Raw genomic sequence first — 12481 nt, 5'->3', positions numbered from 1 at the left:
TGTGGTGGTCTCGCAGGAGCGTCAGCTCAGTGCGGTCAGCTTCGGTAGCCCCTTCAGCAGCGTCGGCCACCACTTGTCGGCGGCGGCACCCAGATGAACGGTGATTCGCCGAGCGTGCAGCCTCAGCGTGGCGGCGACCTTGAGCACCTGCTCGCGCATCCGGCTCAGGCTCCAGCCTTGTCGGGTTTGCCGCTCCAGGAGGCAGCGCAGGCCATGCAGGACCTGGTAGGCGTAGAGAGAGACTGAGCAGCAAGCTCACCTCGTTGCGCGCCATCACGTCCTGAACGGTGGAGGCGCCGCGATCGGTCGACGAGAGGTGCACGTCGAGCGCCGACTTCACTTCGCCCATGTGCGCCTCGGCGCTGCCGCGCTTGCGATAGAGTGCTAGGACCTTCTCTGGCGGCCAGTCGAACTTGCTGAGGTTGGTGACCAGGAAGAAGGCATGCAGCAGCAGGTCATCGGGGCGCTCCTGCACGACCAGCACGACGCGCCGTGGTGCCGGCCAGGAACCGGCTTGGTACTCAAGGTCATGGCACCATTCTCGAGGCTGTTCAGGCGGTCGGCCGCGGGGCCGCTTCAGGTAGGGCGCCGCCAATTTTTGCAGGCCCTTGTGGCTGCGTAACCGGCCCAGATACTCGATGTCGCGCTCTTCCAGCGCCTCCAGCGTGTCGTTGTCGGTGAATCCGGCATCGATGCGCACCCGAACCTGGGCGCCAGTGCTCTCGTTGAGCCGCGCGTCCAGATGGGGGATCCATGTATCGGCATTCTCAGCCGGGCCGGCGTTGCCCTCGCGTAGCAGGCCACCGACCATGTCGCCTGTTTCGGCCAGCGAGGCGACCAGCGGCGAGTAGATGCGGGTACCGTAAAGGCCATGGTAGGCCGAGCCACCTTGGTGACCGTGGACCTCGATCGGCAGGCCGTCGATGTCCAGCGTCAGCTGCTTGGGGCGCTCGCCGTTCTTCAGCGAGGTCAGGCGCCAGAGCACCAGCCGCAGCAGGCCTTCGTGCACGGCATCGATGTTGTCGTTGCGGCCGAGGCAGGTCAGCAGCCGCGACAGCGTGGCTTGAGACGGCCGGTCCTGCGCCAATGGCGTCGTCCCGCGCGCGTCGCTACAGGCCAACTGCCAGAGCGGGTCACGGCGCAGCGTGTCGGTATCGCTGAGATCGATCCAGCCCATCGCGCGCTGCAGCACCAGGGTGCGTAGCTGACTGGCCAGGGAGTGGCGGATACGCAGCGGGTGACCGGATCGACCAGGTTGTCTTCGAGCGCCTCAATCACGCCGCTGTTGTCGAGGGCTTCACGCAGCAACAAAGCGCCGCTGTCGCTGGTGGTGCGGTGGCCGCTCAGCTCGACACGGACAGAGCCGTTGCACGAGGGCGTCCAGGTGGATAGGCTTTCACCCATAGCGGATGGCTCCCTTGGATCAGGTTCTTGGCGGAACACACTGAATTTTCAAGAGGATACCATCCGCTATCTTCGTTTTCAGGCCGGTCTCATGAATAAGGCGGGGTAATGCGGCAAGCAGGCTTTTTGGAGGTCTATGAGGCGGGTCGTTCTTATCCGGCACATCGCCAGGAGGAATGGGCTCAATGTATTTACCCACACCTTCGACGAAAAACTCCTGCCCACCCACATAATTGCTGCCAGGGGTCAGGACGCGCCCGAAGTCAGGTGATAGTGTATCAATCCGGCTGATCAAGAGCGGCGCCTGCGGCGTAGCAGTATAGAGTAGATAGCTATGGTGGGGAAATAAACGCCGGAGTCCGACGATCCGCGAGTATGTCGTACTCTCCTCGTCTTGCTTGGCCTTCGTATTTATCCCTGCTTGATCACCCTCATCATCGATGATAAGCGCCGGCACATCGGACAAGTCTATCTCCGAAAGTAGCGCAACAAGATTATCGATATGTTGGTGCTGCTTCATAGAGACAATCAGGATTGTGCGGGCTCGAGAATTCCCCCGCCGCCACTTTGCAAGCTCCATGTTTACACGATCAAGCTCGCTTTGCTGAAAACCCATCTGTTGAGTAGAAAACAGCTTCCACTCTCGCGTACCTTCGACATCCAGATCATCTTTCAGGCGTGTATAGGACTGTTCGACCAAGTTATTCGTCGTGCCTGCCAGCAAGATGATGAGGCGGTATTGATTGTCACGCGCTAGCGCTGCAAGGCTGGTAAATGAAAGAGTCTTTCCGCTTTGAACATACCCGATCACCAAGCCAGTATTTTGACCTTCTAACTTCTTGGGGTCGGCGCATTCACTTAAAATCGAGGCCGTCTCTGCTGTGAGCCTATCCCTCTCTTCGTAGGATAGCGCTTCATTAGAGTTTAGCATTTCTGTGAACGAACGCCCCTGTACTGGCGTCCACCGCCCCTCGTTTGAAGCCGCCGCCAGCGCGACGTTAATAATACTTTTTTTTTCAGTCATTGATTATTCTCTTGGACATCTGGTTCTTCAAAATCTCATTGGTGTAGCGGCGCACTGCGGCAGGTTTTTTATCTGCAAGCTCAGCAGCAACCACTTCGGCAAGCGCCATAGCCGCTGCAATATTAAGTATGGCCGTAAAACTCTCCGAATCCATTGTCGGGAACTGCGCCATGAATGGATGAAGCATTGCTACGCGTACAGTGACCTGCCGAGGTTCTGGATCGGTGATAGAAGGTCGATCGCAAATGGTCAGCCAGTCGGCCTCATCATCCACATATGAGAGCTCAATAGTGATAATCCATGTTTCACTACGGAAGTGAAGCTTGAACTGCGCCTGCTCCTTTTCAGAGCTACCAATATCAGCCAAGGCATCATATCGTGGTGGTGCACCGTCGCCCACAACGGCAGGTTCGAGATGCGGATCTCTACTGGATACTCCCGGCGACAACGTGGCGCCTTGAAGGCTCGATGCAGTCGTGCTCAAAGCAATGGCAGCATCTTTTCGCGTAGATTTAACGCTAGCCTTGGTGCGGTGTTCTCGTGCCTGCTGTAGAAGAGGAAAGTCGTGTTCTGATAAGGCTTTCCTAAGCTTACGCAGAAACTCGTCTTCGCTCTCTTCCCACTTGATCCCATCCTTGGTGTGAGAGACAAAGAAGCCTTTAAGGTGAATTTCCCCAAATATTCTTTGATAGGAATAGGTATTTGATCGCCCAAATATTTCTTCAGGCCGATAGGCCTCATCGGCACTTCCCATGATGAGGCGCTTTCGTCGAAACAGCGCTAGCCCAGCAAACCGCGTGCTGGCTATCTCCCGGATCGCCACAAATCCTGATGCCGATTTTCCGTCACCGAGATCGATATTGATTTCTTTTTTCCATTCTACGGCCTCCCCATCGGGGTCGCGATAGCTAGGTGCCTTTAGGATTGACGGAGCTTCATAGGCTAGCTTTTGACCATCAACATAGAGAACCAGAAAACCCTCTCGAATATAGACTCGATAAATACTAGAAAGATGCTCTTTAATCTTCTGAATTGTTTTTTTTCGCGTGGAAATCGTCGAATATTTTCAAGCCGAACCACTGTATAGTGCTTATCTTCAGAAACCTTCATGGACAACACGTTTAGCTCTTCTATGCTGTCGTTAACGATCTCATCGATATTAAATATTACTGTGCGCTCCTCACTCTCTCCTAGCGCACTTGATCGAACGCTCCAATTCGGAGAAAACCAACATGCAGCGCTCTTCATTCCCATACCAAACTCAGACAAACCTGACGCATCTGGTGGTATCTCAGCCGGACGAAAAGCCCTATGATAATCTTCCGATGAAATTCCAGCAGCATTATCCCTAACAACAATCGTATTATTTGGGGCATCAAACTCGATGTCGACGCGGAGCTTATAATCAACTCCATCTACGGCTTCGAGCCTCGACCTTTTAGCGACGCTACTCTGAATCGAGTTATCAACAAATTCTGCCAGCGCGAACCAAGACTTATAATTCAGATGAGGAAGTACAGATAGAACATTGACACCAGGCCGAATATTAACAGAGCTGACCTTTGCCATCACGCCTCCGCTATTGATAAAGTCTCTGACACCTGAAGGTTCGCTCGATTGACCAAGGCATCATAGATGTGTAAAACCACATCTACATTCACCGCATTGCCAAATGCCTTGTATGCTCCACTCTTTGAGCCTGGCAGATGTTCAAGTTTACCCATACTTTGCAATCGACTACATTCACGTATCGTCATGTAGCGACTCTGCCATGTGATGACCGGCACTTGACTGGTAGTCATCGCAATTAAAGACGGGGCTGTGTCGGCTTTCTTCACGCGTATACCGCTAGCACGAAACTGAAGCAAATGTTTCCAGATATTGCGTTCACTGCCTTTGCAGTTCCATTCAAGCTTTTGAAAGCTTGGAGGAAACCCTTTAATCTTATGTACCCAGCCATCAATTAGCTTCTGATGTTGCTCATAGAAATTGCGATTTTTCTGTATGAAGTCTATCTTCCAGTCAGGAAATTTATCGAGCTCGGTTCTGGCGTAACCGGGAAGGGCACCTTTAACCGCTTCAGGAGAAAGACCTTTAAGCGGTTCGCCGAATGCACCTTTAAACCCCCCGAGCCCTTCATAACTGCGCTTATGAGGCGTCAGACCATCAAGCGGGTAATCAGCACCAAACTCCATCGCCCATATTGGAAATGTAGGCAACTCCTCATCTTTTGGGAAAGCGGAAACAAACTCCTGCCAGGCTTCTAGATAGTTGATGTGGTTATCAGTCAATACATGCGCATCTTCAGGGTTATCATCGATGATCGAGTGAATGGAAGTCTCTGGCAATTCTTTCGGTATCTTCCAATCGAAACCATCCAGCCCCAGCCTGTCACCGACGATAAAAGCACGCTCGCGCTTTTGCGGAATGCCGAACATATGCGGAGATAACTTTGCGAAGGATATATCATAATCTTTTCGCAGCTTTTCACATATACCTGAATCCGTGAGACTGGCCCCCGGAAGCACTTCTAACCCACTGACCTGCATGGCAATATAGCCATTATCGCCATTCACCCAGACAGTGCCATGCCCAACATAAAGTTCCGCGCCAGTCGCCGCACCCTCACCAGCCACGCCGGGCTGTCCATCATCGGGCAATGCTTCGAGATCGCTGGCGTCGACAGCATCGACGGCCGCTTCCCCACCACGCTGGGCATGCGCACCAGTGACGTGATCAAGAGCTACCTGGGCCTGCTGTGTCTGGGCATGAGCGACTATGACGCTGTCGAGAACTTCCGCCGCGACAAGCCCTTCCAACAACTGCTGACCCTGCAGAAGGTGCCGAGCGCGGCGACGTTGCGACAGCGGCTGGAGAAACTTGCCGCCAACGACCTGCAGGCGCGCACCGCCACCTGGTCCACGACCCTGCTGTCACTGATCGAAGCACCGATCACCGCCGAGACGACGCACGTCTGCCTGGACATCGACACCTTCGTCATGGACAACAGCAACTCGAAGAAGGAAGGCGTCTCGCGGACCTACCAGAAGGTCGATGGCTACACCCCGATCGCCGCCTATCTGGGCAACGAAGGGTGGTGCCTGGGTCTGGAACTGCGGCCTGGCAAGCAGCACACCATGAAGGAGAGCAACGCCTTCCTGGAGCGGGTACTGCCTCGCGCCCAAGGCCTGACCAAGCAACCGATCCTGTTACGCGAGGACAGCGGCTTCGACAGCCAGGCGCACCTGGCGCTTCTCGAACAGCAACGCCAGGTCTTTGCCGACGAGGGGCGCCGGCTCGACTATATGTCGTCAAATGGAACCCGCGCGGCTCGGCCACGGCGGATCAGGATACCTGGTTGGCTGTGGCGGCGGACTACTGGGAAGAGCTGCGTCCTGGCAAGCGCCAGGCGCTGTGGCCGCAGACCGTCTCGATCCACGACGACAACAAGACCGAATACGTCGTCCAACGCGTGATGCGCCTGGTAGAGCGCACCGCCGATCGCGATGGCCAGTTGCTGCTCGAACCGGACTATGAGTTGGAAGGCTGGTGGACCAGCCTGGACGAGGCGCCGGAGGCGGTGATCAAACGCTACCAGGCGCATGCCACCCACGAGCAATTCCACAGTGAGATCAAGACCGATCTCGACCTGGAGCGGCTGCCGTCGGGCAAGTTCGCCACCAACGATCTGATCCTGCACCTCGCCCAGCTGGCCTACAACATCCTGCGGCTGATGGGGCAGCTGGGCATGACCGGCGAGCTGAGCCCGGTGCGCCATCCCGCTAAGCGGCGCCGGATCCGCACCGTGCTACAAGAGCTGGTGCATCGTGCGGCGCTCGTGATTCACAAGGCGCGGCAGATCATCCTCGACTTCGGGCAGGACATCGGGCGCATGACGGTGCTCAAGACGCTGCGGAGCCGACTGCGTTATCCACGAGGAACGCCATGCTGACCGTCAATCGGCGACACTCTATCCACAAGCAGTTCCAGGCGACACGCGATCGCCAGATATGTCGTGCCTGGCGGGTGGAAAGGCATGACAAAACGGGCCGTCAGCACCGATCAGCACGGTGGGTTTTGGCAATAACGGGCTTGCGAAAGCCAACTTGCACGGGGCGAATGATCAAAAAGTGCTCGCTGGCGGTGATAGGGAAAGTGTCGGCGCCGGCTTCACGGATTCAGGATATAGTTTTCCACGTCGCTCCGCCATTATGATTAATCAGATTGGGAACGTTCTCTATGATAAAATAACGCGGTTTCTTTAGCTCCAGGATTTCGACAACGTAGTCAAAGAGATTCCCCCCTTGCGGACACTCCAGTCCCTTTTGACCTCCAGCCTTAGAGAACGGCTGACAGGGAAAACCAGCGCACAAGAAATCATGATCTGGGATAGAAGAAAGGTTCACCTCACGAATATCGCCACTCGGCTGAAATCCGAAGTTCTTTTCGTACAGGCCCGATAGATGCGCATTAAGCTCGGATGCAAAAACACACTCTGCTCCACGCTGCTTTAACGCCTGGTGAAAACCACCAAGCCCTGCGAAAAGATCAATAAATTTCATTAATTTGACATACCCCGCACTTTCTTCTTTATTACTCAAGCGGATCAATTCATCGATGCATAGAGCATAGCATGCGGTTAAACCGCATGCCATTTATTAACAATGACTAACTTTCAAATCTTATACGACGTTCACTCCCACTCGATGGTGGCCGGCGGCTTGCTCGAGACGTCGTAGGTGACGCGGGAGACGCCGCTGATCTCGTTGATGATGCGGTTGGAGACCGTTTCCAGCAGCTCGTAGGGCAGGTGGGCCCAGCGGGCGGTCATGAAGTCGATGGTCTCCACGGCGCGCAGGGCGATGACCCACTCATAGCGGCGGGCGTCGCCCACCACGCCGACGGACTTCACCGGCAGGAAGACGGCGAACGCCTGGCTGGTCTTGTGGTACCAGTCCGCCTTGTGCAGCTCCTCGATGAAGATGGCGTCGGCCTCGCGCAGGATGTCCGCGTACTCCTTCTTCACCTCGCCGAGGATGCGCACGCCCAGGCCCGGCCCCGGGAAGGGGTGGCGGTAGACCATGTCGTAGGGCAGGCCGAGCTCGAGACCGAGCTTGCGCACCTCGTCCTTGAACAGCTCGCGCAGCGGCTCCACCAGCTTGAGCTTCATGGTCTCCGGCAGGCCGCCCACGTTGTGGTGGGACTTGATCACGTGCGCCTTGCCGGTCTTGGCGGCGGCGGACTCGATCACATCCGGGTAGATGGTGCCCTGGGCCAGGAAGTCCACGCCCTCGATCTTGGCCGCCTCGGCGTCGAAGACGACGATGAAGGTGTTGCCGATGATCTTGCGCTTGGCCTCGGGGTCCGCCTCGCCCTCGAGCCGCGAGAGGAACTGCTCCTCGGCGTCGACGCGGATCACCTTCACGCCCATGTGGCGGGCGAAGGTCTCCATCACCTGGTCGCCCTCGGCCTTGCGCAGCAGGCCGTTGTCGACGAAGACGCAGGTGAGCTGGTCGCCGATCGCCTTGTGCAGCAGGGCCGCCACCACCGAGGAGTCGACGCCGCCGGAGAGGCCGAGCAGCACGTGGCGGTCGCCCACCTGGGCGCGCACGCGCTCGATCTGGTCCTCGATGATCTGGGCCGGGGTCCAGTTGCACTCGGCCTGGCAGATCTCGACCACGAAGTGCTCGAGAATGCGCTGGCCCTGCAGGGTGTGGGTCACCTCGGGGTGGAACTGCACGCCATAGAAGCGCTTCTCCTCCCAGGCCATGGCGGCGATGGGGCAGCTCGGGGTAGAGGCGGTCACGGTGAACTCGGCCGGCACCCGGGCCACCTTGTCGCCGTGGCTCATCCAGACGTCGAGCAGGCTCTTGCCTGTGTCGTGGTCGATGTGGTCGGCGATGTCGCGGAACAGCGCGGTCGGCTCGTCGATGCGGATCTGGGCGTAGCCGAATTCGCGGACGTTGGAGCCTTCCACGGCGCCGCCGAGCTGCTCGGCCATGGTCTGCATGCCGTAGCAGATGCCCAGCACCGGCAGACCCATCTCGAACACGCACTGGGGCGCCCGGGGCGAGCCCAGCTCGGTGACCGACTCCGGGCCGCCGGCCAGGATGATGCCGTTGGGGGCGTACTCGCGGATCTCGGCCTCGGTGATGTCGAAGGCGCGGATCTCGGAGTAGACGCCGATCTCGCGCACGCGGCGGGCGATCAGCTGGGTGTACTGGGAGCCGAAGTCGAGGATCAGGATCTTGTGGGCGTGAATGTCGGTCATGTCTGGTCCTCAGCCCGCCCGATATTTCGGGGCTTCCTTGGTGATCTGCACGTCGTGCACGTGGGACTCGGCGAAGCCGGCCCCGGTGATCTGCACGAACTGCGGCTTGGTGCGCATCTCCTGGATGTCGCGGCAGCCGGTGTAGCCCATGGAGGCGCGCAGGCCGCCCATCATCTGGTGGACGATGGCGCTCATCATGCCCTTGTAGGGGACCCGGCCCTCGATGCCCTCCGGCACCAGCTTCTCGGCGCCGGCGTCCTTGTCCTGGAAGTAGCGATCGGCGCTGCCCTGGCTCTGGGCCATGGCACCCATGGAGCCCATGCCGCGGTAGGCCTTGTAGGTACGGCCCTGGAACAGCTCGACCTCGCCCGGGGCCTCCTCGGTGCCGGCCAGCAGGCCGCCCACCATCACCGCGCTGGCGCCGGCGGCGATCGCCTTGGCCAGGTCGCCGGAGAAGCGCACGCCGCCGTCGGCGATCAGCGGGATGTCGTAGGGCTCGAGCGCCGCGGCCACGTTGGCCACCGCGGTGATCTGCGGCACGCCCACACCGGCGACCACGCGGGTGGTGCAGATGGAGCCGGGGCCGATGCCCACCTTGACGGCATCGGCGCCGGCCTCGGCCAGGTCCTTCGCCGCCGCGGCGGTGGCGATGTTGCCGCCCACCACCTGGATCTGCGGGAAGTGCTCCTTCACCCAGCGCACCCGGTCGATCACCCCCTTGGAGTGGCCGTGGGCGGTATCGACGATGATCACGTCGACGCCGGCCTCGGCCAGGGCGGCGACGCGATCCGGCGTCTCGGGGCCGGTGCCCACCGCGGCGCCGACCAGCAGGCGGCCGTCGGCGTCCTTGGCGGCGTGGGGGAAGGTACGCGCCTTCTCGATGTCCTTGAAGGTGACCAGGCCGCGCAGGTGGAAGCGGTCATCCACCACCAGCATCTTCTCGACGCGGTGCTCCTGCATCTTGGCCTTGATGATGTCGAGGCCGGTGCCCTCGGGCACGGTGACCAGGCGCTCGCGGGGGGGCATGATGTCGGAGACGCTGTCGCCGTGGTTGGGCTGGAAGCGCATGTCGCGCTCGGTGACCAGGCCCACCAGGGTCTCGCCCTCCACCACCGGGAAGCCGGAGAAGCCGTGCTCCTGGGCCATGGCCAGCAGGTCTGCCAGCTTGGCCTTGGGCCCCACGGTCACCGGGTCCTTGACGATCACGCTCTCGTGCTTCTTGACCTTGCGCACCTCGGCGGCCTGGTGTGGGATCGTCATGTTCTTGTGGATGATGCCGATGCCGCCTTCCTGGGCCATGGCGATGGCCAGGCGGGCCTCGGTCACGGTGTCCATGGCCGCGGAGACCAGGGGAATGTTGAGGAAGAGATCGCGGGTCAGGCGAGTCCGCAGGCTGACGTCCTTGGGCAGGACCTCGGAATAGCCGGGAACAAGCAAGACGTCATCGAACGTAAGAGCTTCTTGGGCCATACGTAACATAATCGGCAACACCCAGTGAGCTGGTGGGAAGGGGGGGTGTGAGTTAGTTAATCAACCATTATAACGCCCCGAGGCGGGCAACGTCACGGGGGGTGGGGCCCTGTCGAGAGGGTCACATAACATTAGAAAACCATTCATTACCCATTATTACGGTGGCTGCGCTAGGGTGAGAGTCAGCCCCTGCGGGGGCGTAACGCCATGAATCGGGAATCGATCAAAGGAAATGGCACGATCAAGGAGCGAACCATGAGCATGAAGAAGTCCACCCCGACCCTCGCCATCGCCGCCCTGGCCGGCGGCCTCACCCTGGGCGCCCAGGCCCAGCCGGCCTACGAGCCCCAGGGCCTCTACTCCGCCGAGGACATCCTCGACGCCGATGTCTACCTGACCAGCGACCCCCACGAGCGCGTCGGCGAGGTCGAGGACATCCTCTTCGACGAGGCGATGCAGGTGACCGCCCTGGTAATCGAGAGCGGCAGTGTGCTGGGACTCGGCGGGCGCGACTTCATCGTCGAGTCGGGCCAGTTCACCCTGATCACCCATTACGATGACGACGGCGAGACCGAACACCGCGTGATGCTCGAGGCCAGCGCCGAGGCGATCGAGGGCTACCCGGTCTACAGCGACGACTGGTGGGACAGGGCCCGGGAGCGCTCCCGTGAGGCCTGGCTGCAGACCCAGGATGGCGCCGAGAGCGCCTGGCAGACCACCCAGGAGGGCGCCGAGCGCGCCTGGGACACCACCCGCGAGAATGCTCAGCGGGCCTGGGAAGCCGCCCGTGATGCGGTGGGCGCCGACGACTGAGGCGCCCCCACCCCTCAACCCGCCGCGGCGCTCGCCGCCGCCAGGTTCGCCGCCGGGCCCCGTGCCCGGCGGCGCCGTCTCCGGGAGGGGCTCGCGCCACCGGCGGCGTGGTAGGCTGATGACACCGCCCCAGGAGCCCAATCCATGTCCGCCACTACCGACGCCCCCGATGCCCTCTCCGTCAGCGAGGTGAACCGCCGCGCCCGCCAGACCCTGGAGCGGGACCTCGGCGAGCTGTGGGTCGAGGGGGAGCTCTCCGGGGTGTCGCGGCCGAGCTCCGGCCACCTCTACTTCACCCTCAAGGACGACCAGGCCCAGCTGCGCTGTGCGCTGTTTCGCACCCGCGCCCGCTTCGTGGCCGCGCCGATGCGCGACGGTGATCGCGTGCGGGTGCGCGGCCGGCTGTCGATCTTCGAGCCCCGCGGCGACTACCAGCTGATCGCCGAGGCCGTGCAGGCGGCCGGGGTCGGCGAGCTGCTGGCCGCCTTCGAGGCGCTCAAGGCCAGGCTCGCCGCCGAAGGGGTGTTCGCCAACGCCCGACCGCTGCCCTGCCCGCCCCGCCACCTGCTGGTGCTCACCTCCCCCACCGGGGCGGCGATCCGCGACGTGCTGGCGGTGCTGGCGGCGCGCTGGCCCCTGGCCCAGATCACCCTGATTCCGGTGCCGGTCCAGGGGTGCGAGGCGGCCCCGGCGATGATCGCGGCGCTGGGGCTGCTCAATCGCCAGGCGGCGCTGGACCCGACCCGGGACGCGATCCTGATCACCCGCGGCGGCGGCAGCCTGGAGGACCTGTGGGCCTTCAACGACGAGCACCTGGCCCGGGCGATCTTCCACTCGCGACTGCCGGTGATGTCGGCGGTGGGCCACGAGGTGGATGTGACCCTGGCCGACTTCGCCGCCGATGCCCGGGCGCCGACCCCCTCCGCCGCCGCCGAGCAGCTGGTGCCGGACCAGCGCGAGCTGGCCCGCCGACTGGACGCGCTGTCGACTCGCCTGGCCCGGGCCGCCGAGCGTCATCTGGAGCGAGAAGGCCAGCGGCTCGACCACCTGCGTGCCCGTCTGCGCCACCCCGGCGAGGTGCTGAGCGGCCGCCGCGAGGCCCTGACGCGGCTGCAGGGTCGGCTGGCCCGCTCCCTGGCCGGGTGCCTCGCGGCCGAGCGTCGTCACCAGCAGCAGCTGGCGGCCCGCCTGTCCGCCCACGCGCCGGCACGGCGCCTGACGGAGGCCGGCGAGCGCCTCTCGCGGGCCCAGGCGCGACTGCACGCCGCCATGCCCCGTCAGCTGGCGGGCCACCGCCAGCAGCTGGTGGCGGCGGCACGCGAGCTGCAGGCGGTGAGCCCCCTGGCCGTGCTGGGGCGCGGCTATGCGATTCTCGAGGATGAGCGGGGCCAGGTGGTGCGCCGCGCCGCCGACACCGCGCCGAGCCAGGCGCTCACCGCCCGGCTGGGCGAGGGGCGCCTGGTGCTGGAGGTGACGCGCCAGCTGCCGGAGTGATCGCC

The 12481-nt window shown here is 61.5% G+C and carries 9 protein-coding genes and 2 pseudogenes; 3 read left to right on the top strand and 8 right to left on the bottom strand.

All coding sequences use genetic code 11. The annotated features are described in order from the left end of the window. Positions 1-21 precede the first annotated feature (21 nt). The 5 genes and pseudogenes from B6N23_RS12750 to B6N23_RS12730 form a co-directional block, all read right to left on the bottom strand. Positions 22-1443: pseudogene (locus B6N23_RS12750) on the bottom strand (IS1380 family transposase). Further along, positions 1424-2428 carry a hypothetical protein gene (locus B6N23_RS12745; protein WP_305499465.1) on the bottom strand — a complete coding sequence of 335 codons (1005 nt, stop codon included), beginning with the start codon at positions 2426-2428 and terminating at the stop codon, positions 1424-1426. Before B6N23_RS12745 ends, B6N23_RS12750 begins: the two are co-directional and overlap by 20 nt. Continuing rightward, a complete protein-coding gene (locus tag B6N23_RS12740; protein ID WP_305499462.1) occupies positions 2421-3182 on the bottom strand; it encodes a hypothetical protein in 762 nt (253 codons plus the stop codon). Before B6N23_RS12740 ends, B6N23_RS12745 begins: the two co-directional genes overlap by 8 nt. A gap of 188 nt (positions 3183-3370) precedes the next feature. Continuing rightward, positions 3371-3997 carry an ATP-binding protein gene (locus B6N23_RS12735; RefSeq protein WP_305499460.1) on the bottom strand — a complete coding sequence of 209 codons (627 nt, stop codon included), beginning with the start codon at positions 3995-3997 and terminating at the stop codon, positions 3371-3373. Beyond that, positions 3997-5064: a DNA cytosine methyltransferase gene (locus B6N23_RS12730; RefSeq protein WP_305499458.1), complete on the bottom strand. Its 1068-nt coding sequence runs from the start codon at positions 5062-5064 to the stop codon at positions 3997-3999. Before B6N23_RS12730 ends, B6N23_RS12735 begins: the two co-directional genes overlap by 1 nt. On the opposite strand from B6N23_RS12730, the pseudogene B6N23_RS12725 reads away from it, so the two are divergent. After that, positions 5017-6380: pseudogene (locus tag B6N23_RS12725) on the top strand (IS1380 family transposase). The gene B6N23_RS12730 and the pseudogene B6N23_RS12725 overlap by 48 nt on opposite strands. 226 nt (positions 6381-6606) lie before the next feature. Here B6N23_RS12725 and B6N23_RS12720 read toward each other — a convergent pair. The 3 genes from B6N23_RS12720 to guaB form a co-directional block, all read right to left on the bottom strand. Continuing rightward, entirely contained in the window at positions 6607-7029 is a 423-nt protein-coding gene (locus tag B6N23_RS12720; RefSeq protein ID WP_305499456.1) for a DNA cytosine methyltransferase, read from the bottom strand. Between the two features lie 92 nt (positions 7030-7121). After that, positions 7122-8699: a glutamine-hydrolyzing GMP synthase gene (gene guaA / locus B6N23_RS12715; protein ID WP_305499447.1), complete on the bottom strand. Its 1578-nt coding sequence runs from the start codon at positions 8697-8699 to the stop codon at positions 7122-7124. A 9-nt stretch (positions 8700-8708) separates the two neighbouring features. Continuing rightward, positions 8709-10178, bottom strand: a complete 1470-nt coding sequence (gene guaB, locus B6N23_RS12710; protein WP_305499444.1) for an IMP dehydrogenase — start codon at positions 10176-10178, stop codon at positions 8709-8711. Between the two features lie 246 nt (positions 10179-10424). Between guaB and B6N23_RS12705 the strand changes: the two genes are divergently transcribed. Beyond that, the gene (locus B6N23_RS12705; RefSeq protein WP_369424624.1) at positions 10425-10982 is read left to right on the top strand and encodes a PRC-barrel domain-containing protein; all 558 of its coding nucleotides are present in this window, start codon (positions 10425-10427) and stop codon (positions 10980-10982) included. Positions 10983-11126: 144 nt separating this feature from the next. Then, on the top strand, positions 11127-12476 hold the full coding sequence (gene xseA / locus B6N23_RS12700) for an exodeoxyribonuclease VII large subunit (RefSeq protein ID WP_305499441.1): 1350 nt from the start codon (positions 11127-11129) through the stop codon (positions 12474-12476). Positions 12477-12481 lie beyond the last annotated feature (5 nt).

This window comes from Halomonas alkalicola (genome assembly GCF_030704205.1).
Classification (GTDB): Bacteria; Pseudomonadota; Gammaproteobacteria; order Pseudomonadales; family Halomonadaceae; genus Halomonas; species Halomonas alkalicola.
The sequence above is the reverse complement of the archived record's forward strand: the minus strand, read 5'-3'. Positions and strand labels throughout refer to the sequence as shown.

Coding starts and splice junctions, on each gene's coding strand:
- B6N23_RS12745 (WP_305499465.1), bottom strand. CDS start 2,428: ATGACTGAAAAAAAAAGTATTATTAACGTCGCGCTGGCGGCGGCTTCA.
- B6N23_RS12740 (WP_305499462.1), bottom strand. CDS start 3,182: ATGGGAAGTGCCGATGAGGCCTATCGGCCTGAAGAAATATTTGGGCGA.
- B6N23_RS12735 (WP_305499460.1), bottom strand. CDS start 3,997: ATGGCAAAGGTCAGCTCTGTTAATATTCGGCCTGGTGTCAATGTTCTA.
- guaA (WP_305499447.1), bottom strand. CDS start 8,699: ATGACCGACATTCACGCCCACAAGATCCTGATCCTCGACTTCGGCTCC.
- guaB (WP_305499444.1), bottom strand. CDS start 10,178: ATGTTACGTATGGCCCAAGAAGCTCTTACGTTCGATGACGTCTTGCTT.
- B6N23_RS12705 (WP_369424624.1), top strand. CDS start 10,425: ATGAGCATGAAGAAGTCCACCCCGACCCTCGCCATCGCCGCCCTGGCC.
- xseA (WP_305499441.1), top strand. CDS start 11,127: ATGTCCGCCACTACCGACGCCCCCGATGCCCTCTCCGTCAGCGAGGTG.